Here is a 23,629-nt window from a genome sequence, read left to right on the forward strand (position 1 = left end):
AGGGGCGGGCAATGGCCAGCCTTCCCGCACCTCCGACCCCGTCACTCAGTCCAGCGCGCAGCGCCGCGCTGATCGCTGGCGGTTGCGGCGTAGCCGCGGCGCTGATCATCCTTGGGCTGATCGGCAATTTACCGATCGCCGGCGCCTTCCTGGCCACTGCGCTGGTCATTGTCGGTTGTCTCGTCGCGGCACGCCGCTTGTTTCCGCAAAGCCGCACCGGCGAGGTCGAGGCCGACTGGACCGTCGCGCGCACGCTTGCGGCAAGCAGCGCCGATGCGGTCGCGATCACTGACCGCGCCGGGCGACTGGTATGCGCCAACGACCGTTACGAGACGCTGTTTGCCGGTTTTCCGACGCCGCCCGGCCTGCCGATCGACGATGCCGGCGTGGATCGCCTGAGCACCGCTGGCCGCGCCGCGTGGCGCGACGGCACGGCCACAGTCGATCGCCTGATCGCGCGGGGCACGCCGCTTGCGGCGGAAGTCGAACGTGCCGGACGCGACGAAGATCTGCTCGTGTGGCGCTTCCGCGGCGCCGAGGGGCTCGACCTCGCCACCTCGGTCGAGGGAATGATCGGCGGCCCGACTGGAGACCGGCTCGCCGCTGCGGGGATCATGACCGCGCTGATCGGGCCCGACGGGCGCATCCGTTCGGCCAACCGCGTGTTCCGCGCGCGCGCGATGGGGCATGAGGAAGGGGCGATCGCCGGGCGTGATTTCGCTCGCTTCCTGATCACCGACAGCCATGGCCTGGTGCGTTTCGAACGCGAAGGCCTGACCGGCGTGCCGCTGCGTGTGCTGCAGATACCCTTTCTCGAAGGCGAAGACGCGCCGATGCTTGTCGCGCTGCTCGATGACGAGGGCGGCGGCGACACCCCGGCGATTGGCGGTAGCGCATCGGCGCATGTGCGCAGCCTGGTCAGCCTCATGCCGTTCGGCATGGCGCTGGTCGATCGCGATGGCCGCTTCATCCAGATGAACGACGCGTTCGCACGTGCGGCGCAGGTCGATGCCGCGGCGCCGCCGCTTTATCCCGGCGACCTGCTGGTGCGGGAGGACAAGGGTGTGGTCGCCGACGCGATCCGGCGCTTTGCCAATGGCGCGACGCATTCGACCGACCTTGCGGTACGGTTGAAAGATCATCCCGACGAACCAGTCGCTTTGTCGATCGCCGGCGCGCGCGGCCTGGGCGATGCTGCGGTGCTGCTCAGCCTCAAGGACAATGGCGAGGAAACCCGGCTCAAGCGCGAAGTTGCGCAGGCGACCAAGATGCAGGCAGTGGGCCAGCTTGCCGGCGGCGTCGCGCATGATTTCAATAATATCCTGACCGCGATCATCGGGCATTGCGACCTGATGCTGATGCGCCATACCCCTGGCGACAGCGATTATGACGACATCCAGCAGATCAGGGCGAATTCGAATCGCGCCGCCAGCCTGACTCGCCAGTTGCTCGCCTTTTCGCGTCAGCAGACGTTACGGCCGCAGGTGCTGCAACTGCCCGATGTCATTTCCGAAGTCTCGAACCTGCTCAAGCGCCTGCTCGGCGAGACGGTCGCGCTGACCGTCAAGCATGGCCGCAATCTGGGGCCAGTGCGCGCCGATCCCGGCCAGCTCGAACAGGTCGTGGTCAACCTCGCGGTCAATGCGCGCGATGCGATGCTCGCGCGCGACCCGCGCGGCGGTGGCACATTGTCGATCCTGACCAAGTCGGTCTCCATTGCGGATGTGCGCAAGATGGGCTCCGACATCCTGCCGATCGCCGATTATATCGCGCTCGAGATCGCCGATACCGGCAGCGGTATTCCGGCCGATATCTTGCCCAAGATCTTCGAACCCTTCTTCACCACCAAGGAAGTGGGCAAGGGGACGGGACTCGGGCTCTCGACCGTCTATGGCATCGTCAAGCAATCGGGCGGCTATATCTTCGCCGACAATAACAAGGGCGGGCCTGGCGCGGTTTTCACCATCTATCTGCCGGTCCATACCGCGAGCGGTGTCGTCGAAGCGCCACCACCGGCCGCGGCGCGGGCCGTGCCGAAAGACAAGCCGGCCGATCTATGGGGTACCGGCACGATCCTGTTGGTCGAAGACGAAGACATGGTCCGCGCGGTCGCCGAGCGCGCGCTGACTCGCCAGGGCTATACCGTGCTGACCGCGGAACATGGCGAGGCCGCGCTGGAAGTGCTGGCGCGCAGCGAGAAGCCGGACCTGCTCATTTCCGACGTGATGATGCCGTTGATGGATGGTCCGACCATGGTCCGACATGTTCGCGAGCGTTATCCCGATCTGCCGATCCTGTTCATGTCGGGCTATGCCGAGGAGACGCTGCGCAAGTCGATCGACCTCGACAATGTCCAGTTTCTCGCCAAGCCCTTCTCGGTGCAACAGCTTGCCGAAGCCGCTCGTAGCGTTTTGACAGCGAAATAACTTGGCGCGATGATCGGCCTGCGGCTAAAGCCGCGACATGAGCTCACCGCAGCATATCCTCATTGTCGAGGACGAGCCCCTTATCGCCATGATGCTTGAGGATTTCCTCGACGTGCTGGGCAAGCAGCTGGCCGGCAGCGTGGATAATGTCGCCGATGCGCTGGCGCTGATCGAAGCGGGTGGAATCGACGCGGCGATTCTCGATGTGAATCTGCGCGGTGGGGAAAAGAGTTTTGCGATTGCCGATGCGCTGGCGGGAATTGGTGTTCCGTTCGTTTTCGCCAGTGGCGGAAGCGGTGAAGCGATAATCGAGGAGCATCGCGAACGTCCCAGATTGGCCAAACCATTCACCATGGATGGCGTCGCCAAGGCACTGGAAGCGCTTAACTAATTGTCCTGCCGGTCATGCGCCACAATTCGGCAACCTTGATTTCATGGGCGTTCCATAACGGCTCCAACAAATTTTATGTTCCGCTCTTGTTCTATGAGAACAAACGCGATACAAGGCCTTAACACGCATTGAATGCGTGGCGGTATAGGTCTAGCGGCGGAGGCTCCAATGGCGGCGAACTTGAAGGTCATCGACAGCAAAATGGCAGTTTCCAACGATAAGGCGTCGACTGAGCGCCAAAAGGCGCTCGACGCAGCACTCGCGCAGATCGATCGCGCGTTCGGCAAGGGTTCGGCAATGCGGCTCGGCTCGAAAGAGACGATGCAGGTTGAGGTGATCTCGACTGGCTCGCTCGGGCTCGACATCGCGCTCGGCGTCGGCGGTCTGCCGCGTGGCCGGGTGATCGAGATTTACGGCCCGGAAAGCTCGGGCAAGACCACGCTCGCGTTGCATGTCATCGCCGAAGCACAAAAGGGCGGCGGCACCGCGGCGTTCGTCGATGCCGAGCATGCGCTCGATCCGGTCTATGCCAAGAAGCTCGGCGTCAATATCGACGAGTTGATCGTGTCGCAGCCCGACACTGGTGAGCAGGCGCTTGAGATTGTGGATACGCTGGTCCGCTCCAACGCGATCGACGTGCTGGTGATCGATTCGGTCGCCGCTCTCGTGCCGCGTGCCGAAATCGAGGGCGAAATGGGCGACAGCCATGTCGGCCTTCAGGCTCGCCTGATGTCGCAGTCGCTGCGCAAGCTGACCGGATCGATCAGCCGTTCGCGCTGCATGGTGATCTTCATCAACCAGCTGCGCATGAAGATCGGCGTGATGTACGGTAACCCCGAAACGACGACCGGCGGCAATGCGCTGAAATTCTACGCCAGCGTCCGTCTCGACATCCGTCGCACCGGCCAGATCAAGGATCGCGACGAGATCATCGGCAACACCACCCGGGTGAAGGTCGTCAAGAACAAGGTCGCGCCGCCGTTCAAGCAGGTCGAATTCGACATCATGTACGGCCAGGGCGTGTCCAAGATCGGCGAAATCCTCGATCTCGGCGTCAAAGCCGGGCTGGTCGAAAAATCGGGTGCCTGGTTCTCCTATGACAGTGTCCGCATCGGTCAGGGGCGTGAGAATTCGAAGACCTTCCTCAAGGAAAATCCGGAAATGTGCGACCGCCTCGAAAAGGCAATCCGCACGCGCACCGACAAGGTCGCCGAAGAAATGATGGCCGGCCCCGAACCAGAGGATGACGGCGAGGAGATGTAAGCCCTCCCTCTCCCGACGGGGAGAGGGACGGTATCACGATCCCGCCAGTTTCAAGTCGGCGTCCCGCGCGTCGCAAACACATGGGAAGGCCCGCCTGTTATGGCGGGCCTTTCGCGTTTCATCGGCATTTTCGGGTGGCGCTTTCGGCCGGAAAGCTGATCCGCTCGACATCGTCTCGCAAGCCGCTAGCGTGCCGGCAAAGCAGGAGAGGACTGCCATGACCATCATTGTCCATCATCTCGAAAACTCGCGCTCGCAACGTGTCCTGTGGATGCTTGAAGAACTCGGCCTGCCCTATGAGATCAAGCGTTACGAGCGGAACAAGGCGACCATGCTCGCGCCGCCCGAACTCAAACGCGTCCACCCGCTCGGCAAATCGCCGGTCATTGAGGACACAGAGGCTGGTGTGACGATCGCCGAAACCGGCGCGATCGTCGAATATCTGGTCGAAAAGGCCGATGGAAAGCTCGGCCCATTGGCGCATCGCGATTCAGTGCTGCGCTACCGTCATTTCCTGCATTATGCCGAAGGCTCGATGATGCCGCCGCTGCTGCTCAAGCTGGTGCTCGCGCGTATCCCGCTGTTCGGGAAAAAGGCGATGAAACGCATCCAGCCGATGATTGATGTCCATCTCGACTATGTCGAAGCCGAACTCGCCAACCGTCCCTGGTTTGCCGGCGACGAGATGACCGCGGCGGACATCATGATGAGCTTTCCGCTCGAAGCCGCGCGCAGCCGTGCCGGGCTCGACGCCTCACGCCCGGCGACGATCGCCTGGCTCGACAAAATCCACACCCGCCCGGCCTATCAGGTCGCGCTGGAGAAGGGCGGGCCCTATGCCTATGCCTGATCGCTAATAGGATTGCGCAAACTCACCCACCCGTTCTCGAAAGGACGGGTGGGGTAGATACACTGCCCTAGCCCGACAGGCCCTTGGACGGCGCATGGGGTGGTTCGACCTCGGCCGGTTCGCGCGGATCGAGATCGCCTTCCCATTTCGCCACGACACTCGCCGCGACGGCATTGCCGATCACATTGGTCGCCGACCGCCCCATGTCGAGGAAGTGATCGACCGCGAGGATCAGCAACAGGCCGGCCTCCGGAATCTTGAACATCGGCAGGGTGGCGGCGATCACCACCAGGCTGGCGCGCGGCACGCCGGCAATACCTTTCGACGTGACCATCAGCACCAGCAACATGGTGATCTGCTGTCCCAGGCTGAGGTCGATGCCATACGCCTGGGCGATGAACAGCGACGCGAAGGTCATGTAGATCATCGAGCCGTCGAGGTTGAACGAATACCCCAGCGGCAGCACGAAACTGGCGATCTTGGGCGGGACGCCGAACCGGTCGAGTGCTTCCAGCGTGCGCGGATAAGCCGCTTCCGACGATGCGGTCGAGAAGGCCAGCAGCAAAGGCTCGCGGATATAGCGCACCAGCAGCCCGGTACGCTTGCCGATGAACAGGAAGCCGATGCCGATCAGCAGTGCCCACAAGGTGAAAAGACCGATGTAAAAAGTGCCCATGAAATAGGCGAGATCACCGATCACGCCCGGCCCGCGTTCCGCCAATGTGCTCGCCACCGCTGCGAAGACCGCGATCGGGGCGAAGCGCATGACGTAATTGGTCACCTGCAGCATTACCGCGGCGAGCGCCTCGACGCCCCTCACCAACGGCGCGGCCTTTTCACCGATTGCGGTGATCGCGACACCGATGAACAGCGAGAAGATAACGATCTGCAGGATCTCGTTATCGGCCATCGCCTCGATACCGGAGGCCGGCACGACATGCGTGACGAACTTGGCGAGGTCGAACGCGCTCTGATCGATCCCGCTCGCCGCGGTCGCGGCCGGGATCGCCAGATTCAATCCGACGCCGGGCTGGAAGATATGGACGAGGATTAGGCCGAGCGTCAGCGACAACAGGCTGGCGCAGAGAAACCAGGCGACCGATCGCAGCCCGACCCGGCCGAGCGCACCCGTGTCGCCCATATGAGCGATACCGACGACCAGCGTGGCGAAGACCAGGGGCGCGATGATCATCTTGATCAGGCGCAGGAACAGCGTGGTGACGATCGAGAGATAATACGCGATGTTCTTGAGTTCCGCCGTTGCGGCGGGGGTGCCGTCATCGATCCAGGCGTTGAGCGCCCAGCCGACCACCAGGCCCAGCACCAGCCCGATCAAGATATACCATGTAAGGCGCTTGGCCATGAACCTCTCCGAGAAACGATTGCCGATAGGGAAGGGTATTGCGGCCGCGCGGTCAAGGACCGTATCGCTTGGTCGGTATCGGGTAAGCAAAGGACGATCATGATTCAGCGGCCATTTTCGATCGATCGACGCGGCCTGCTGGCCGGTGCAGCAGCGCTGCCGCTGCTTGCGACACCAGCAATCCTGCGCGCGGCCGAACCTGATTTGTCGGCGCTGTCCGACATAACCGGCGCCACCCGGCCGATCGATACGGCCGAGCGCAACACGCGCATCGCCCGGGCACAGGCCTTGATGAAGGCCAATGGCATCGGCGCGATGTTGATCGAATCGGGATCGAGCCTGATCTATTTCACTGGCGTGCGCTGGGGCCGCAGCGAACGGCTGACCGCGGTGGTGATCCCGGTCGAGGGCGATCCGTGCATCGTCACGCCGTTCTTCGAGGAACCGTCGATCCGCGAATCACTGGGCATCGCGGCCGATGTCCGGGTGTGGCAGGAGGATCAGGATCCGCTCGCGGTCGTCGCGGGTTTCCTAAAGGATCGTAAGCTGAGTGCCCGTCCGATCGGGATCGAGGAAACGACGCGTTATTTCGCGGTCGACGGGCTGGCGCGCGCGCTGCCCGGCGCGAAGATCGTGTCGGCCAATCCGGTGGTGCGCGGCTGCCGGCTGGTCAAGACACCGGCCGAGATCGCGCTGATGCAGGCCGCGACCGACGTGACGATCGCGGCCTATCGCTGGACCGGGCCGCGCATCGAAAAGGGTATGACCAATACCCAGGTCGGCGCGCTGATGAACGCGGCGACGCGCAAACTTGGCGGCAGTCCCGAATTCGCGCTGATCCTGCTCGGCGAGGCTGCCGCTTATCCGCACGGCAGCGGTAAGCCGCAGATCGTCACCGAAGGCGAAGTCGTGCTGATGGATTGCGGTTGCACCGTGCAGGGCTATCAGTCGGACGTGTCGCGCACGTTCGTGTTCGGGGGGGCGAGCGCCGAACAACGCAAGGTATGGGATCAGGTCCGCAATGGACAGGCGACCGCGTTCGCCGCGGCAAAGATCGGCGTGCCGGCAGGACAGGTCGATGACGCAGTGCGCCGCTATTATGCCGCCAATGGCTATGGCCCCGACTATCAACTTCCTGGCCTGTCGCATCGTACCGGACACGGCATCGGCATGGACGGTCATGAACCGGTCAACCTGGTACGCGGCGAAAAGACGCCGCTGGCGGTCGGCATGTGTTTTTCCGACGAGCCGGGCCTTTATCTGCCGGGCAAGTTCGGCGTCCGGCTGGAGGATTGCTTCCACATGACCGCGACCGGGCCGAAATGGTTTTCGGTGCCGCCGACGTCGATCGACAAGCCGTTCGGATGACCGACGCTATACCCGTCCTGATCAACAGCGCTGGCGGCACCGCCGCGAGCAAGGGCGATGCGCTTGCCGGTGAGGTTCGTACGGCGTTCGCCACGGCCGGCTTGCAGATCGACTTGCGCCTGCTCGATGCGGAAGGTTTGCGCGACGCGGTCAAGGAATTGAAGGGTGAGCGGCTGATCGTGGTCGGCGGTGGCGACGGCACATTGGGATGCGCAGCGCGGATCCTGGTCGAGCGCGGCGAAGGGACCGCGCTTGGCATCCTGCCGCTCGGTACGCGCAATCACCTCGCGCGCGAACTCGGCATTCCGCTCGATCTTCCCGGTGCGGCCAAGGTCATCGCCGCGCGCGACACGCGCAAGATCGATGTGGCCTGGGCAGCGGACCGGATGTTCCTGAACAACGCGTCGATCGGGCTCTACCCGCAAATGGTTGAGCTGCGCGAAGACACGCGGCGACGGCACAAGGTGACGAAATGGCTGGCGGCGATTCCCGCCAGTATCGCGACACTGAAGCGCATCCGCCACCACCGCTTGCGGCTGCGCAGCGCCGAAGGCGCGCGTCAGATCGTCACGCCGATGTTGTTCGTCGGCAATAACCATTACGAGATCGAGCAGGGTCATCCCGGCAAGCGCAGCGCGCTCGACGACGGGCTGCTCTCCGTCTTCGCGATCGGGCCGAGCCATCGTTTCCAGCTGATCGGTTTCGCCATTCGCAGCTTGCTCGGCCGGACCCAGCGCGACCGGGATTTCGCCGCGATCGGCGATGTCGCGGAGATGGAGGTCAGTGGCCCGTCGCGCGCGGTCGACATCGCGCTCGACGGCGAAGTAACCGAATTGCAGCTGCCCTTCACCTTCCGCATCGATCCACTGGCGCTGACCGTCGTTGCGCCGCCACCACCGGTGGCTTGAGTAGGGCGCGGTCCTCGCCTAGATCGCTCGACATGACATCGACCAACGACATCCGCCGCAGCTTCCTCGATTATTTCGAGTCCGCCGGTCACGCCCGCGTCCAATCCGCGCCGCTCGTGCCGCAGAACGACCCGACCCTGATGTTCGTCAATGCCGGGATGGTGCCGTTCAAGAACGTCTTCACCGGGCTCGAAACGCGACCCTATGTGACTGCGGCGTCGAGCCAGAAGTGCGTCCGCGCCGGGGGCAAGCATAACGATCTCGACAATGTCGGCTATACCGCGCGGCACCACACTTTCTTCGAAATGCTCGGCAATTTCTCGTTCGGCGATTATTTCAAGCATCAGGCGATCACTCATGCGTGGACCTTGCTGACCAAGGTGTGGGGTATTCAGCCCGACAAGCTAACCGTCACCGTCTACCATACCGACGACGAGGCGTTCGATTTGTGGCGCAAGATCGCCGGCCTGCCCGAAGAACGCATCATCCGCATTGCGACCTCGGACAATTTCTGGACGATGGGCGACAACGGCCCATGCGGACCGTGTTCGGAGATTTTCTACGACCATGGTGATCATATCCCGGGCGGCCCGCCGGGCAGTCCGGACGAGGATGGTGACCGCTTCGTCGAGATCTGGAACCTGGTGTTCATGCAGTACGAGCAGGCCGACAACAAAATCGTCACCGACTTGCCCAAACCGTCGATCGATACCGGCATGGGGCTGGAGCGCATCGCCGCGGTGCTGCAGGGCGTTCACGACAATTACGATACCGACACATTCAAGGCGCTGATCGCGGAATCGGGCGCGCTGACCGGTACGTCGACGACTGGCGACAATCAGGCGAGCCATCGCATCATCGCCGATCATCTGCGCACTAGCGGTTTCCTGGTCGCGGACGGCGTGCTGCCGGCCAATGAGGGGCGCGGCTACGTCCTGCGCCGCATCATGCGCCGCGCCATGCGTCATGCGCATCTGCTTGGTGCAAAGGAACCGTTGATGCACCGGCTGGTGCCGGCGCTGATCGCCGAGATGGGCGCTGCCTATCCCGAGCTGCTGCGTGCGCAGGCATCGATCGAATCGACTTTGCTGCAGGAGGAGACGCAGTTCCGCCGCACGTTGACCAATGGCCTGCGCCTGCTCGACGAGGCGACGGCGAAGCTGGCGCCGGGTGCCACGCTGCCGGGTGAGACCGCGTTCAAGCTCTACGACACGTTCGGTTTTCCCTATGATTTGACCGAAGACGCGTTGCGCTCGCAAGGTTTCGGTATCGATCGCGAGGGCTTCGACACCGCGATGGCGGAACAGAAGCGCGCGGCGCGTGCCGCGTGGAAGGGCTCCGGCGCCAAGGCATCCGACGATATCTGGTTCGACATCGCCGAAGCATCGGGCGGTACCGAATTTCTCGGCTACACCGCAACGGCGGGTGAGGGGCAAGTGGTTGCCCTGGTCAAGGACGGCGCGCGGGTCGATGCATCGACCACTGGCGATACGGTTTCGATCGTGGTCAACCAGACACCTTTTTATGGTGAGAGCGGCGGCCAGGTCGGCGATACCGGCACGATCTCGAATGATGAAGGCCTGCGCGCGAACGTCACCGAAACGTCCAAGCAGCTTGGCCGCGTCTTCGTCCATCATGCGATCGTCGATGCCGGCGGCGTCAAGGTCGGCGATACGGTGAAGTTGCAGATCGATGTCGCGCGCCGCGACCAGATCCGCGCCAATCACAGCGCGACCCATTTGTTACACGAGGCGCTGCGCCAGCGGCTTGGCCTGCATGTTGCGCAGAAGGGCAGCCTGGTCGCGCCCGATCGCCTGCGCTTCGATTTCTCGCAGCCCAGCGCGATCGACCCCGCGCGCATCGGCGAGGTCGAGGCCGATGTGAACCGTCACATTCGCGCCAATGGCCCGGTATCGACACGGCTGATGACGCCGGACGAAGCGATCGAGGAAGGCGCGATGGCGCTGTTCGGCGAGAAATATGGCGACGAGGTGCGCGTCGTTTCGATGGGCAGCGAAGAGGGCAAGACCTATTCGCTCGAACTGTGCGGCGGCACGCATGTCGCGGCACTCGGCGATATTGGCCTGTTCAAGGTGGTCGGCGAGAGCGCGGTGTCTTCGGGCATCCGCCGGATCGAAGCGCTGACCGGCGAGGCGGCGCGGCAATATTTCACCGGCCGCGACGAGAAATTGCGCGAAACCGCCGCGACCTTGAAAGCGACGCCCGACGAAGTGCCGGCGCGCGTTGCCGCCCTGGTCGAGGATCGCCGCCGGCTCGAGCGTGAGCTGGCCGAGGCGAAGAAGGCGCTGGCGCTCGGCGGCGGCGCTGGCGCAGCGCCGGCGGGGCCGGAACAGGTCGGCGGAGTCAATTTCGTTGGCCAGGTAATTGCCGATTTCGATGCCAAGGGCCTGCGCGGCGCGGTCGACGAGGCCAAGCAGCGCATCGGTTCGGGCGTGGTGGTGATGGTCGCCGTGAATGACGGCCGCGCGTCGATCGCTGTCGGTGTCAGCGATGATTTGGTCGCGTCGCACAATGCGGTGGATCTGCTGCGCCGTGCCGTTGCCGTGCTCGGCGGGCAGGGCGGGGGCGGTCGTCCCGACATGGCACAAGGCGGCGGACCCGATGGCGACAAAGCGGACGATGCCGTTGCCGCGATCCAAGCGGCACTGGAGGAAGCGGGCGTGGCCGCCTGACTTCCTGCTCGGATCAACGCCCGATTGGTCCAGATCGCCGCTCCCAGGGGCGGCATATCTGACGAGCGGAAAAGGAGCGTTTCCGATCGGGACAGGGTCGCAGCGATGCACTTGTCCCATGGACAGCCTATCTGAGTGTCGACGCCAGACCTGCCGATCGCGGGTACTGCCAGACTTCAGCATCAGGACCGTCATATGAAGAAGATCGGATTTCTTTCGTTCGGACATTGGTCCGCTTCGTCCCAGTCGGCGACGCGCTCCGCCTCGGACGTGTTGTTGCAGTCGATCGACCTTGCCGTGGCGGCCGAGGAACTCGGCGCGGACGGCGCTTATTTCAGGGTCCATCATTTCGCGCAGCAGCTCGCCTCGCCATTTCCGCTGTTGGCGGCGATCGGCGCGAAGACCAGCCGGATCGAGATCGGCACCGGCGTGATCGATATGCGGTATGAGAATCCGTTCTACATGATCGAGGATGCGAGCTCCGCCGATCTGATCAGCGGTGGCCGGCTTCAGCTCGGCATCAGTCGCGGCTCACCCGAACAGGTCATCGAAGGCTGGCGCAATTTCGGCTACGCGCCAGCCGAGGGCGAAAACGATGCCGATATGGGGCGGCGCCACGCCGAGGTGTTCCTCGACCTGTTGAAAGGTGAAGGGTTCGCTCAGCCCAATCCGCGGCCCATGTTCCCCAATCCGCCGGGCCTGCTGCGCCTGGAGCCGCATTCGGCCGGGCTGCGTCGGCGCATCTGGTGGGGGTCGGCATCGAACGCGACGGCACTATGGGCCGCCCAGCAGGGCATGAACCTGCAGAGCTCGACCCTGAAGGCCGATGAAAGCGGCGAGCCTTTCCATATCCAGCAGGCGAAGCAGATCCGCGCCTATCGTGAAGCGTGGAAGGAGGCCGGCCATGACTGGGCACCGCGCGTCTCGGTCTCGCGCTCGATCTTCGCGCTTATGAATGACCGCGACCGCGCCTATTTCGGACGCGGCGACAGCAGCGACCAGATCGGCATCATCGACGATATGCGTGCCGTGTTTGGACGTTCCTACGCAGCCGAACCGGAGCAGCTGATCGAGCAACTGCGCAGTGACGAGGCGATCGCCGAGGCTGACACGTTGCTGCTGACCGTGCCGAACCAGCTTGGCGTGGATTACAACGCCCATGTGCTCGACTCCATCCTGACGCATATAGCGCCTGCCTTGGGATGGCGTTGAGGAACCGCACGCTGCCGGGGCGGGGCAGCGGTAGTTTGGGTTCGTCATGTGAAAGAGCGGGACGGCGGTCTGGTACAAGTTGAGTTGATATACTGCCTGGACCGGCGGGATTGAATCGGCTCCGTTATCCTGGCCGAACGCCGATAGGCGTCTGGCTGCTAAGGCCGTTACATTCCCGCGGCGACGGGTAGCGCTGCGGGACATAGGTTTTTTCGGGCGTTCTGCGGGAAGCTGCGGGAGAAACTGCGGGAAAACCGACGCGACGTAACGGGAGTTTTCGGGTGTGCTCCTGCGCAGAGTGGCGCGGCAAGCTGCGATCGCTCGCATTCTCGACGCAGCGCTCCTCCGCCTGAAGAACATAGATGGCCTTGAAGATCGAGAGACGCGTTTCATGCTTGCCGTCCTAGCGGCGGTTAAAAGATGCTTGAATTCGTGGCGTGGCGAGAGGGAGATATGGGACACCCTATGTTGTATATCTCTAGCGCAATCCGAGTACGGGCGAAATCGCGGGATAACCAAGTTGGCAAAAAGGATGATAGCCAGATTACGGTATAGTTGAGCTGCTATCCCACATTATTGCCAATATCATAAAATGTGGGATAATCTTGCTTCATGGCGGTGCGGCCGCCTGGCCCCTATCTGCCGGCCAAAACTCGCTGCTTTATCGACTTCGCCGTCGAGAAGCTCTCCGCTTCGGTCGGGCTGGCCCCAGGCATCGCAGCGGCGGACGTCCGAGTGTAGGTCTCGACCGATCGATGCGTATGGCTGATGCACCTGATCATTTATCCGTGTTTCGCGCGGTCCCGCGATACGGGTTCTTTTCAGACCGCGCCTGTTCGATGCTCGGAAACGCCTCGTGGCTCGTACCGCGCCAGCAATGCCTTGCGACGAAGACCATAATATCGGACGTCACAAACAGTTATCGTAGTTGCAGCAATGACACCGGCCAGATCCCTCGATGCTTTGCGATGAACCCGAACTTCATGTCGAGTCCCTGGCAAAGTAGGCCGCGGCTTTTTTTAGGATGTCGCGTTCGGCCTTCATCCGGGCCAACCCGCGGCGCAGCCGCTCAATCTCCTGCTGCTCCGGCTTCATCTGGCCGTTGCCGGGAAATGCCGACTGGGGATCAGCTTCCGCTTCGCGGACTCATTTGCGCAGCACGTTCTCGTCCAGATCCAGATCGCGTGCGGCCTGCGCCACCGCCACGCCCCGTTCGCGGACCAACTTCACCGCCTCGAGCTTAAACTCTCGGCTGAACTTTCGTCGTTGCATTGTCACCCTCCGGTTCCGAAAACACCTTATCTCGGGGTCCATGAAACCGGCAGCAGCTCAGCCCGTGTTAGTCATTGAAAAGATGGTGGACGCACTTGGGCTCGAACCAAGGACCCGCTGATTAAGAGAGCGCAGTTCTATTAATAATATCAATCACTTAGCTGCATTCGTGTATAATTCTTTGAACACTTACTCACATTAAAAACCGTTTTTCGATTGTCGGTAACGGCACAAAATCGCTCACATGAAATCGCGGTCATGCGATCGCGGATGGACGAATAGCAAGTTCGGGACCGCAGGGCACCGTAGATCCGCCACACGTCGGAGTGAAGGAAGGCGACATGCGGGCCGTTCGAAAAATGTTGGGCTCGACCTTCCAGGTACGACGTCGCCGGTTCCCGCGCTGAAACGAATGGTTCGCCGGGCGCGAATTGCGTAGTTTCCGATCCTTAGATCTTATCGGGCCTATGCTAGGGTCGCTGCCACACCCAAGCGGCTTTGAGGGAGTTAGCGCAGTGAGTTCGTTCCCTAGATTATCGACGGTCCGGGAGGGCTGCGTGCTCGCGTCGGCAGCGCCGCGGCGGCGAGCTCGATGATTGCAACAGCACTTGGCATCTCGACCGTCGCGCTGGCCGCCTGTGCCAGCGCTCGCCAAGATTATCGCGAGTGCCGCAGCGTGACAAATTTCACCAGCTCCCTCCGACGTCACCCATGAGCGGCGCGTCACTGAAGGTTGAGCCGCATCGCACTGACAATATTGGCTGGCTGCGCGCTGCGGTGTTGGGGGCGAACGATGGCATCCTGTCTACCGCAAGCCTGGTTCTGGGCGTTGCGGCGGCTCATGGCAGCCGAAACGGCGTGCTCGTTGCTGGCGTCGCCGGGCTGGTCGCCGGTGCCATGTCGATGGCTGCGGGCGAATATGTGTCGGTACATTCGCAGCAGGACACCGAAGACGCCGATATCGCACGCGAACGCGCAGAACTGAGATCTGATGACGGCGGCGAGCATCGCGAGCTCGCGGCAATCTATGTCGGTCGAGGCCTTGAGCCGGCGCTTGCCGCCCAGGTTGCCGATCAACTTATGGCGCACGATGCGTTGGGGGCACATGCCCGCGACGAGCTCGGCATTACCGAGGCGCTGCGAGCACGTCCCGTTCAGGCCGCTGTGGCATCGGCGATGAGTTTTGCCACTGGCGCGGCACTGCCTGTTTTGGTGACATGGATCGCACCGCAGTCGATTTTGATCGTCTCGGTTTCATCCACTTCATTGATTTTTCTAGCCGTCCTGGGTGCGCTGGCGGCGCGCGCGGGAGGGGCGCGCCTTGTTCCGGGAGCTGTCCGAGTCACGTTCTGGGGCGCGCTTGCAATGGGCGTGACGGCAGGGGTCGGCGCTTTGTTTGGCACATCAATCTGATCCGGCCAGCTATCAGCATGACCCCCGGGATGGGGTCAGTCCGCCGGTGATCCGGTCCCCGATAAGTAGAACCCACAAGGCGGCGCACCGGCCAAATCTGGCTATTTGGAGGTATCGGAGAATCATCTTGATCGCCAATCGCGTTCCGCGCCACGTCGTCGTCCTTGGGCATCCCGCCGTCGATAGCTTCAATCATGCGATCGCTGAGAAATACTGCGCCACGGTCCGGGCATGTGGGCAGGAGGCAGTGCTGCGTGACCTGTACGCGCTCGACTTCGATCCGTGCCTGCATGTGGAGCACCGTCCCGGGCACCAGACGCGCCCGATGTCCGGCGACGTGGCCGGTGAAATCGCTCTGTTGCGCGGTGGGGATACGATCGTGTTTGTCTATCCGATGTGGTTCGGCATGCCGCCGGCGATCATCAAAGGGTATGTCGATCGCGTCCTTGGCGAAGCGCTCACGCCTCGCGACATTGCGCATGATGTTCCGGATGCCATCCTGCATGGGAAATTGTTCGCCACTCTTTCAACATCGGCTACGACCCGCCCCTGGCTGGACGAGCAAGGTCAGCTGGATTCGTTGCGCAATGCATTCGATCGCTACCTCCTGAAGATCTTTGGCATGCGCGACGGCGGTCACACCCATTTCGATGCCATTGTCGAGGGTCAGCAGGAAGACCATGCCCGTCGGAATCTGTCCAACGTGGAGGAACAGGCCCGGAGGCTGTGCGCCGAATTGGCTGCCGAGCACCCCGCCGCGCCGATCGGGGCGCTGTTGGGGGCGGATGCCGAATAGGATCCGCAGCAGCACTCTCGGTTCATTCTCGACAGGCACGTACGTCCCACCCCAGAGTCATCGAGAAATGGGCCGAACTAGGTTTCCCGATTCTCCGACGGGGCTCGATTATCCGCTAGGCCATGAGACCGGGCACTTGATCAACGGATCAAACGCCAACTACTTTTTGCCGGAGGACGCCGCCTTGACCGATCTCGCCACACGAAACGATATCGGACGATCGTCATCAACGTCGGTCGATGTCTCAAGTGACTGGAGCGGCGACCTGACGACGCGTCGTGGATACCAGTTCCATGTCCGCCCCGCGGTCCCGGCCGACGAGACCGGGCTGGCGGAATTCTTCACGCACGTGACCGCCGACGATCTGCGATTCCGGTTCCTCACTGCGATACGCAAGGTGAGCCATGAGCAACTGGCGAATCTGGTCAATGTCGATCATCGCCGCACCGAGAATTTCCTGGCGCTCGATCCGGAGACCGGTTTCATCATCGCTACGGCGATGATGGCGGCGGACAAGGCGCTTGCGAGTGCCGAGGTGGCGATCGCCATTCGCAGTGATTTCAAGGATCGTGGAATCAGCTGGATGCTGCTCGAACATGTGGCCAAGTTCGCCGGGGCCTCAGGGATCAAGACGCTCGAATCGATCGAAAGCCGCGACAACCACCAAGCCATCGAACTCGAGCGCGAAATGGGCTTCGCAGCCCATTCGATCCCGGGTGACCCGACGGTCGTCGTCGTTCGCGCGACGCTTTCTGCGCTGCCAGCCTGAGAATTTTCGACAGACCCAGCATCTGCCGCCGATAACCGAATTTGACGCAGCCATCGCTGCCGGCTTCGCCGTGCGGCGGAATTCCCAGGAACATTGTTATGGTCAACACCATCCTTTCGCCCGATGCACGTGCACTGGCTGACGAGCGTGCTGCAGAGCCCGTCATCCACCACACGCCGAATGGGTTTTCAGATCACTTCGCGCTTGGCTTTACCAAGCTGCTGCGGTTCAGCGCGGACACCTTCTTCGCCAAGCGTTATGGTCACCGCGCCATCGTCCTCGAGACGGTTGCGGCCGTGCCCGGCATGGTCGGGGCTATGTTCACTCACCTGACTTGCCTGCGCCGCATGCGTGATGACCAAGGCTGGATCCGAACCCTGATGGAGGAAGCGGAGAACGAGCGCATGCATCTGATGACCTTTATCGAGATCGCCAAGCCCACCCGGTTCGAGCGTATGGTCATCCTCGCCGTCCAGGGCGTGTTCCTCGTCGGCTTTTCGATTCTTTATATCACCTCGTCGCGGACTGCCCACCGCGTGGTTGGCTATTTCGAGGAAGAGGCGGTTACAAGTTACACGCTCTACCTCCAGGAAATCGACGAAGGCCGCTCGCCCAACGTCCCGGCCCCCGCAATCGCTAAGCATTATTGGAAGATGGCTGATGACGCGACGCTTCGTGACGTCGTGCTCGTCGTCCGGGATGACGAAGCCCATCATCGCGACGTCAATCATGGCTTCGCCAGCACGCTGGGCGGGTCGCCGCGCGACCTGATGGGTATTGCGCCCTATCCGGCGCATGCCACCGACCTTGGAGCGGGTGCCTGAGGAAAGACAGGCGACGCTCGATCAGGCCGTTCGCGCTGATGTCGGGCGGGCTGACGCCGAGACTGCGTAGTCACTGTATCTGAACGGCATGTATTGGTGCAACGCTTTGCTTGGCGTGACCTGCTCCCCGTTGCCGCTGTGTGCATGCCAAAACGCGGGTGGTTCGATAGCGATCATGGCTGAATGTTCGGGAGGGTTGGCCGGGCTGCTGCGTTTGCTAACTGGCCCGTCAACTCTAGGCTGACGACCAGGCAATTGCAGAGCGTCCCCACCAGGATCAATGTGCCGGCCGGACTGCGTTCGGGGTCGAAGACGACGAAATTATTCTTGCCGCACAATTAGGTGCCAGCCTGCAAAAAAGGTTGGCTGGAATCAGTTTGCCGCCGCCAACGATCTCTACGGCGCGTCGGCCGCCACAACCGTGAGCGGCTGCCCGGTTCCGGCAGCCTTCAACGTATCACGGGTGACCAATATTGTCGTACCCGGTTTAAGGATAGTTGCCAGCAGCGCGCTGAATTCCACAGGAAGGTGCCCGGAGGCCTGTTCTCGCGCGGTCAGTTCTGCCCCGACTGGCGTCGGCTGACCGGGCAGGGGAAGCCGGAACCAGTGCTGCCCTGCTGCGTCGATCGACTGGAGCGTGAAGGCCGCCGTCACCGCTACCGGATCGTCAAGAACGATGGCGCTCGACCCGATCTCGACGCCGTTGCGGAGCACGACGAGGCGCCGATCGCGTCCGCTGATCACAATTGACACCGGGCCAGTCGCGGACCGTTCAGGATGCCAATCATAATCGACACTGACATCGTATTCTCCCGCCAGTACCGGGGGCACGGGCACGGCGACCGGGACCGTCGATGCCTCGGTAATCACGACGGTCATACCGAGCCTGGTCAGCCCATAAAGCAGCTTTGCGAAGGCGGGAGGCAAACGCACGCAGCCATGCGAGGCCGGATAGCCCGGGAGGTTGCCGGCATGCAGCGCGATGCCGCCCCAGGTCAGCCGCTGCATGAAGGGCATCGGCGCATCCGAATAGATGTTCGACACATGGTCGACATCCTTTTGCAGGATCGTGAAAACACCTGTCGGCGTGCGGTGGCCGGCGGCACCCGTTGATACGGTCGACACGCCGATCGGGACGCCATTGCGGTATGCATAAGCACGCTGCGTTTTCAGGTTTACGACGATTATGACCGGACCCGCCGGTGCGATGCCGGGAGCCCAGAGATATTCGCCCGGCTTGAGTTGCTCGATCTGTCCATCGACTTCCACTGGGGAAGACTGTGAGATCGCCGCAGTTGCCGTACCGAGCGCGAGAAATGCAGCGAGCTTCCACATGCGCGTCACGTGAGTTCTCCGACAGTGGAAGTGACCGTTGTACGAACCCCTCCGGCCGAACTCACACCAACAGCAATGGCATTTGGATTTGCAGCGTTGGCTTGCCGAACGACCGGTCGCGGCGCTGGTCGGCGCAGCGCGATCAACGCTTGCTCATAATAGCTTGCAAGTGCCCGATGGGAGGCGCGAGCACAGTCGCTCGCTGCGGCTTCCGCCATGTCGAGCGATACCATCACGCGCTTCTTCAAATATGCCGCTTCTAAGTTGTCGACGTACACATGATGTCTCCTAAACAACCGCCTCGGCCTCGGCCGCCGCGATCACCTTGTCTAATCCGGAGAGGCTGATTGGTCTGGCCTCGGATAACACTTACCCCAAGGAGTGCCGGTTCGGGACGTGCCGGTGTCATCTATCCCGCGTCGATTCAGGTCTCCGCAGATGGGGCCAGCGAGCATTTGAGTTCTGCGTAGTTTCCGAGGCTGACCAAGATCCGGCACTGGGCGTATGTGCGACTGAGATCAGCAACAGGCCCGCTGGTCCCCATGTTCGCTTCTTTCCGGCATCGCTTCGAAAGGTCGCGATCGATCATCGGAATGCGCGTCATGACATCGCCAACACCGGATCAAGCCCGCAATGGCCGGCACGTGGTCATTCTCTGCCACCCGGCTCCAGGCAGCTTCAATCACTCCATCGCTGACACCTACTGCAAAGTCGTGAGGGCGAACGGGCATCACGTGGTGTTCCGGGATCTGTACGCGATGGGCTTTGATCCAATCCTTCAGGCCAGCGAGCGTCCGGGAGCAGGCTTTTTGCCGTCACCCGATATTGCGCGCGAGCTTGCGACGATCGCTGGCGGCGACGTTTTTGTGCTCATCTATCCGATCTGGTTTGGCACCCCGCCAGCGATGATGAAGGGCTATGTCGAGCGTGTGCTTGGCTCGGGCATTGGACCGGACGCGGTCCAACGTCGCCTGCAGACACCCTTGCTGGGCAACAAGCGCCTGCTGAGTTTCACCACCTCGGCGGCGAGCAATGGCTGGCTCAACGAACAGGGGCAGGAAAGGTCGCTTCGCGATGTATTTGACGACTATCTGGCGCACGCCTTCGGTATGCACTCGCAGTCGCATGTCCGCTTCGATCACATCACCGACGGTCTCAGCGAACGCTTCGCGCTGCAATATCTTCGTGACGTTGAGGATCGGGCGCGGCGAATGTGTGCCGAGGTCGCGTTCGGCGACGAAGCGCTACTCGCTAATGCCGGACTTGTGGGGTTGTTCGCACAATGAACCTCTTTGCCTCAACGCCTCATAGCCGTCCCGCAGCATCGACCGGAAATCAATCCAACCCGCGCCGACCCCTGGCGCCTGAGTTACTGCGCCGCATGGATGCATATTGGCGCGCGGCCAACTATCTGTCGGTCGGCCAGATCTATCTGCGCGATAATGCGCTGCTCGAGCGTCCTCTGGCGATCGCGGACGTAAAGCCCCGGCTGCTCGGCCATTGGGGTACGACGCCAGGCCTGAATTTCCTCTATGTCCACCTCAACCGGTTGATCGTCGAGCATGACCTGAACATGATCAACGTCATCGGCCCGGGCCATGGCGGACCGGGACTGGTCGCCAACACCTATCTGGAGGGTTCCTACACCGAGCGTTATCCAGCGATCGAGCGCAGCCGGAGCGGGCTGCACCGGCTGTTCCGGCAATTCTCCTGGCCCGGCGGGATCCCGAGCCATGTCGCACCCGAGACTCCCGGGTCGATCCATGAGGGCGGCGAGCTCGGTTATTCGCTCGCTCATGCTTATGGTGCCGCGTTCGACAATCCCGATCTGATCGTCGCCTGTGTTATCGGCGACGGCGAGGCCGAGACTGGCGCGCTTGCGACCAGTTGGCATTCCAACAAATTCCTCAATCCGGCACGCGATGGCGCGGTGCTGCCGATCCTCCATCTCAACGGGTTCAAGATCGCCAACCCGACCATCCTGGCCAGGATCGATCCGCATGAGCTGAGCGACCTGCTGCGCGGCTATGGTTACGACCCCTTTTCGTCGAGGGCGATGATCCCGCCGAAATGCACCAGTTGCTGGCCGGTGCGCTCGACCGGGCGCTCGCCCGCATCCAGGAAATCCAGACGGCGGCACGTGCCCCTGGGGTCATTCCCGAACGACCTCGCTGGCCGATGATCGTGTTCCGGACGCCCAAGGGCTGGACCGGTCCGAAGATGGTTGACGGCAAGCCGGTCGAAGGCACCTGGCGGGCGCATCAGGTGCCGATCGCCAATTTCGATGATCCCGAACATCTATGCCAACTCGAGACATGGATGCGCAACTACCGGCCAGCGGAATTGTTCGACGAGCATGGCAAGTTCCACGACGACTATGCGTCGCTGGCGCCGACCGGGCACAGGCGGATGGGCTCCAACCCCCATGCCAATGGCGGTGAGCTGCTCCAGTCGCTGTCGCTTCCCGATTTTCGCGACTACGCCGTGGCCGTATCAGTGCCGGGACAGGTGAGGGCAGAGGCCACCCGCGTCCTTGGCTCTTATCTGCGCGACACGATGCGGCGCAATCTGGGGTCAGTGAACTTCCGGCTGTTCGGCCCCGACGAGACCGCCTCGAACCGGCTCGACGCGGTATATGAAGTCTCCGGCAAGGCGTGGATGGCGAGGACCGAGGAGATCGATACCGATCTCAGCGCCGACGGACGCGTGATGGAGATACTGAGCGAGCATCTCTGCCAGGGTTGGCTCGAGGGCTATCTGCTGACCGGCCGCCACGGCCTGTTCTCCTGTTACGAGGCGTTCGTCCATATCGTCGATTCAATGGTCAACCAGCACGCCAAATGGCTGAAGGTTACCAAGAAGATCCCGTGGCGCGCGCCGATCGCCTCGCTCAATTACCTGCTGACCTCGCATGTCTGGCGCCAGGATCATAACGGCCTGTCGCATCAGGATCCCGGCTTCATCGACCATGTCGCCAATAAGACCGCGGACCTCGCGCGCATCTATTTGCCGCCCGATGCGAACTGCCTGTTGTCCGTCGCCGACCATTGCCTGCGCAGCCGCGGCTATGTGAACGTGATCGTCGCGGGCAAGCAGCCGGAATGGCAATGGCTTGGGATCGACGAGGCCGTGCGGCACTGCACGACCGGCGCCGGTATCTGGCACTGGGCGAGCGATGAGGTCGAGCCCGATATCGTCATGGCGTGCGCCGGCGACGTGCCCACGCTCGAGACGATGGCTGCGGTCAGCTTGCTGCGGCAATATGTACCGGACATTCGCATCCGGGTCGTCAATGTCGTCGACCTGATGGTCCTGCAGCCGCAATCGGAACACCCACACGGGCTCGACGACCGCGCGTTCGATGCGCTCTTCACAGCCGACAAACCGGTGATCTTCGCGTTCCACGGCTATCCCGCAATGGTCCACAAGCTAACCTATCGCCGCACCAACCACGCCAACATCCATGTCCGCGGATACAAGGAAGAAGGCACCACGACGACGCCGTTCGACATGGTCGTGCTCAACGATCTCGACCGCTACCGCCTGGCGCTGGATGCGATCGAGCGGGTGCCGCGCCTGTATCATATCGTCGATCGGGAGCGTGACCGCTACTGGGCGATGATGGAGCGCCACAAGCTCCACATCGCCGAGCATGGTGATGATCTGCCCGAAGTCCGTGACTGGCAATGGCAGCGGTGATCGCCGATCTTCGCCCCGTGGTGCTCGCGTTCAATAGCGGTTCGTCGTCGCTCAAATTCGGCCTTTTTGAACTCGGTGGCGCGGTGCCCAGGGAACTGGTCGCCGGCAGCTTCGAGACGACCGACGACCACGGCGCCCTGTTCGATTCAGTCGACGCGGCGCTTGGTCGGACCGATGCGCCACCGCCAATCGCGATCGGCCACCGGGTGGTTCATGACGGGGCGAAACAAAATGCCCATTGCCTCATCGACGATGCCGTCATTCGTGACCTGGTCAGCGCCTGTGTGTTCGCACCGCTCCACGGCCCTGCCGCGCTGGCGCTGATCAAGGCTGCGCGCACGCATTATCCGACACTGCCGCAGGCCGCCTGCTTCGACACGGCATTCCATGCGGACATGCCCGATGTGGCAACGACACTCCCTATTCCTGGTGCCTTTCGCGCACCCGGTGTCCGGCGCTATGGTTTTCACGGGCTGTCATGCGAATCTATCGTCCGGCAACTTGGGTCCGATCTGCCGGCACGGCTGGTCCTCGCCCATCTCGGCAATGGCGCGAGTGTCACGGCCGTGCGGGATGGCCGGTCGATCGACACCAGCATGGGGCTGACCCCCGCCGGCGGCGTGGTGATGGCGACGCGCAGCGGGGATATCGACCCCGGTGTCCTGCTCTATCTGCTGCGCGAAAAAGGCCTGGACAATGGAGCGCTGGAACAGCTCATTGACCGTCGATCCGGCATGCTGGGCGTGTCCGGCCTGTCCGGCGATATGCGCGTCCTTCACGAGGCAGCGGCACATGATCCGGACGCGGATCTCGCGATCCGGCTATTCTGCCAGTCCGTCCGCAAGCAGATCGGCGCGATGATCGCGGTCCTCGAGGGGATCGATATGCTGGTTCTGACTGGCGGGATCGGGGAGCATGACACACTGGTTGGCGATGCGATCCGTCGGCAACTGGCGTGGAGCGGCGCGAAAATCCGTGTCCTGCGATCGCAAGAAGACGAGCAGATCGCACTGCACACGGCCAGCCTTGCCGCCTGATCGCGGGGCA

17 protein-coding genes and 2 pseudogenes are annotated in these 23,629 nt (G+C 62.5%); 15 read left to right on the forward strand and 4 right to left on the reverse strand.

Features of this window, described 5'->3' with window-relative positions:
• Positions 1-11 precede the first annotated feature (11 nt).
• From G4G27_RS06715 to G4G27_RS06730, 4 genes are all read left to right on the forward strand, one after another.
• The gene (locus G4G27_RS06715; protein WP_183112620.1) at positions 12-2,426 is read left to right on the forward strand and encodes a response regulator; all 2,415 of its coding nucleotides are present in this window, start codon (positions 12-14) and stop codon (positions 2,424-2,426) included.
• A gap of 37 nt (positions 2,427-2,463) precedes the next feature.
• Positions 2,464-2,817 carry a response regulator gene (locus tag G4G27_RS06720; RefSeq protein WP_183112621.1) on the forward strand — a complete coding sequence of 118 codons (354 nt, stop codon included), beginning with the start codon at positions 2,464-2,466 and terminating at the stop codon, positions 2,815-2,817.
• Between the two features lie 168 nt (positions 2,818-2,985).
• Positions 2,986-4,080: a recombinase RecA gene (gene recA / locus G4G27_RS06725; RefSeq protein ID WP_183112622.1), complete on the forward strand. Its 1,095-nt coding sequence runs from the start codon at positions 2,986-2,988 to the stop codon at positions 4,078-4,080.
• 217 nt (positions 4,081-4,297) lie between these two features.
• Entirely contained in the window at positions 4,298-4,930 is a 633-nt protein-coding gene (locus G4G27_RS06730) for a glutathione S-transferase (RefSeq protein ID WP_183112623.1), read from the forward strand.
• A gap of 67 nt (positions 4,931-4,997) precedes the next feature.
• Here G4G27_RS06730 and G4G27_RS06735 read toward each other — a convergent pair whose 3' ends face one another.
• Complete coding sequence (locus G4G27_RS06735) at positions 4,998-6,293, reverse strand: dicarboxylate/amino acid:cation symporter (protein WP_183112624.1); 1,296 nt, start codon at positions 6,291-6,293, stop codon at positions 4,998-5,000.
• A 99-nt stretch (positions 6,294-6,392) separates the two neighbouring features.
• Here G4G27_RS06735 and G4G27_RS06740 point away from each other — a divergent pair, with 99 nt between their 5' ends.
• The 4 genes from G4G27_RS06740 (at position 6,393) to G4G27_RS06755 (ending at position 12,474) form a co-directional block, all read left to right on the forward strand.
• Positions 6,393-7,661, forward strand: coding sequence for a Xaa-Pro peptidase family protein (locus tag G4G27_RS06740; RefSeq protein ID WP_183112625.1), 1,269 nt, complete (start codon positions 6,393-6,395; stop codon positions 7,659-7,661).
• A complete protein-coding gene (locus tag G4G27_RS06745; RefSeq protein ID WP_183112626.1) occupies positions 7,658-8,569 on the forward strand; it encodes a diacylglycerol kinase family protein in 912 nt (303 codons plus the stop codon). The genes G4G27_RS06740 and G4G27_RS06745 overlap by 4 nt, the downstream gene beginning before the upstream one ends.
• Positions 8,570-8,601: 32 nt before the next feature.
• A complete protein-coding gene (gene alaS / locus G4G27_RS06750; protein WP_183112627.1) occupies positions 8,602-11,262 on the forward strand; it encodes an alanine--tRNA ligase in 2,661 nt (886 codons plus the stop codon).
• 195 nt (positions 11,263-11,457) lie between these two features.
• A complete protein-coding gene (locus G4G27_RS06755; protein ID WP_183112628.1) occupies positions 11,458-12,474 on the forward strand; it encodes an LLM class flavin-dependent oxidoreductase in 1,017 nt (338 codons plus the stop codon).
• Between the two features lie 931 nt (positions 12,475-13,405).
• On the opposite strand, the pseudogene G4G27_RS06760 reads toward G4G27_RS06755, so the two are convergent.
• Positions 13,406-13,746 (reverse strand): annotated as a pseudogene (locus tag G4G27_RS06760) (transposase); the annotation flags it as partial.
• Between the two features lie 711 nt (positions 13,747-14,457).
• Between G4G27_RS06760 and G4G27_RS06765 the strand changes: the two are divergent.
• The 4 genes from G4G27_RS06765 (at position 14,458) to G4G27_RS06780 (ending at position 17,548) form a co-directional block, all read left to right on the forward strand.
• Positions 14,458-15,159, forward strand: a complete 702-nt coding sequence (locus G4G27_RS06765) for a VIT family protein (RefSeq protein WP_183112629.1) — start codon at positions 14,458-14,460, stop codon at positions 15,157-15,159.
• A gap of 127 nt (positions 15,160-15,286) precedes the next feature.
• On the forward strand, positions 15,287-15,955 hold the full coding sequence (locus G4G27_RS06770; RefSeq protein WP_183112630.1) for an NAD(P)H-dependent oxidoreductase: 669 nt from the start codon (positions 15,287-15,289) through the stop codon (positions 15,953-15,955).
• A 184-nt stretch (positions 15,956-16,139) separates the two neighbouring features.
• Positions 16,140-16,724 (forward strand): GNAT family N-acetyltransferase, encoded by a 585-nt coding sequence (locus G4G27_RS06775; RefSeq protein WP_244624583.1) that lies wholly within the window; start codon positions 16,140-16,142, stop codon positions 16,722-16,724.
• A 98-nt stretch (positions 16,725-16,822) separates the two neighbouring features.
• Positions 16,823-17,548: an alternative oxidase gene (locus G4G27_RS06780; RefSeq protein ID WP_183112632.1), complete on the forward strand. Its 726-nt coding sequence runs from the start codon at positions 16,823-16,825 to the stop codon at positions 17,546-17,548.
• Positions 17,549-17,944: 396 nt separating this feature from the next.
• Here the strand turns inward: G4G27_RS06780 and G4G27_RS06785 are convergent, their stop codons facing one another.
• Both G4G27_RS06785 and G4G27_RS06790 read right to left on the reverse strand, forming a co-directional pair.
• On the reverse strand, positions 17,945-18,883 hold the full coding sequence (locus G4G27_RS06785; protein ID WP_183113659.1) for a L,D-transpeptidase: 939 nt from the start codon (positions 18,881-18,883) through the stop codon (positions 17,945-17,947).
• 5 nt (positions 18,884-18,888) lie between these two features.
• Entirely contained in the window at positions 18,889-19,161 is a 273-nt protein-coding gene (locus G4G27_RS06790; RefSeq protein ID WP_183112633.1) for a hypothetical protein, read from the reverse strand.
• Positions 19,162-19,476: 315 nt separating this feature from the next.
• Here G4G27_RS06790 and G4G27_RS06795 point away from each other — a divergent pair, with 315 nt between their 5' ends.
• From G4G27_RS06795 to G4G27_RS06805, 3 genes and pseudogenes are all read left to right on the forward strand, one after another.
• Positions 19,477-20,169 carry an NAD(P)H-dependent oxidoreductase gene (locus G4G27_RS06795; protein ID WP_244624584.1) on the forward strand — a complete coding sequence of 231 codons (693 nt, stop codon included), beginning with the start codon at positions 19,477-19,479 and terminating at the stop codon, positions 20,167-20,169.
• A 95-nt stretch (positions 20,170-20,264) separates the two neighbouring features.
• A pseudogene (locus G4G27_RS06800) lies at positions 20,265-22,582 on the forward strand (phosphoketolase family protein).
• Positions 22,570-23,619 carry an acetate kinase gene (locus tag G4G27_RS06805; protein WP_183112635.1) on the forward strand — a complete coding sequence of 350 codons (1,050 nt, stop codon included), beginning with the start codon at positions 22,570-22,572 and terminating at the stop codon, positions 23,617-23,619. Before G4G27_RS06800 ends, G4G27_RS06805 begins: the two are co-directional and overlap by 13 nt.
• The last annotated feature ends 10 nt before the right edge of the window (positions 23,620-23,629 follow it).

Source organism: Sphingomonas sp. So64.6b, assembly GCF_014171475.1.
Lineage (GTDB): Bacteria > Pseudomonadota > Alphaproteobacteria > Sphingomonadales > Sphingomonadaceae > Sphingomonas > Sphingomonas alpina_A.

What these genes read in the sequence shown, in the direction of transcription:
- G4G27_RS06785 (WP_183113659.1), bottom strand. Translation starts at nt 18,883, where the DNA reads ATGTGGAAGCTCGCTGCATTTCTCGCGCTCGGTACGGCAACTGCGGCG.
- G4G27_RS06715 (WP_183112620.1), top strand. Translation starts at nt 12, where the DNA reads ATGGCCAGCCTTCCCGCACCTCCGACCCCGTCACTCAGTCCAGCGCGC.
- G4G27_RS06740 (WP_183112625.1), top strand. Translation starts at nt 6,393, where the DNA reads ATGATTCAGCGGCCATTTTCGATCGATCGACGCGGCCTGCTGGCCGGT.
- G4G27_RS06805 (WP_183112635.1), top strand. Translation starts at nt 22,570, where the DNA reads ATGGCAGCGGTGATCGCCGATCTTCGCCCCGTGGTGCTCGCGTTCAAT.
- G4G27_RS06765 (WP_183112629.1), top strand. Translation starts at nt 14,458, where the DNA reads ATGAGCGGCGCGTCACTGAAGGTTGAGCCGCATCGCACTGACAATATT.
- recA (WP_183112622.1), top strand. Translation starts at nt 2,986, where the DNA reads ATGGCGGCGAACTTGAAGGTCATCGACAGCAAAATGGCAGTTTCCAAC.
- alaS (WP_183112627.1), top strand. Translation starts at nt 8,602, where the DNA reads ATGACATCGACCAACGACATCCGCCGCAGCTTCCTCGATTATTTCGAG.
- G4G27_RS06755 (WP_183112628.1), top strand. Translation starts at nt 11,458, where the DNA reads ATGAAGAAGATCGGATTTCTTTCGTTCGGACATTGGTCCGCTTCGTCC.
- G4G27_RS06795 (WP_244624584.1), top strand. Translation starts at nt 19,477, where the DNA reads ATGCGCGTCATGACATCGCCAACACCGGATCAAGCCCGCAATGGCCGG.
- G4G27_RS06735 (WP_183112624.1), bottom strand. Translation starts at nt 6,293, where the DNA reads ATGGCCAAGCGCCTTACATGGTATATCTTGATCGGGCTGGTGCTGGGC.
- G4G27_RS06745 (WP_183112626.1), top strand. Translation starts at nt 7,658, where the DNA reads ATGACCGACGCTATACCCGTCCTGATCAACAGCGCTGGCGGCACCGCC.
- G4G27_RS06720 (WP_183112621.1), top strand. Translation starts at nt 2,464, where the DNA reads ATGAGCTCACCGCAGCATATCCTCATTGTCGAGGACGAGCCCCTTATC.
- G4G27_RS06780 (WP_183112632.1), top strand. Translation starts at nt 16,823, where the DNA reads ATGGTCAACACCATCCTTTCGCCCGATGCACGTGCACTGGCTGACGAG.
- G4G27_RS06730 (WP_183112623.1), top strand. Translation starts at nt 4,298, where the DNA reads ATGACCATCATTGTCCATCATCTCGAAAACTCGCGCTCGCAACGTGTC.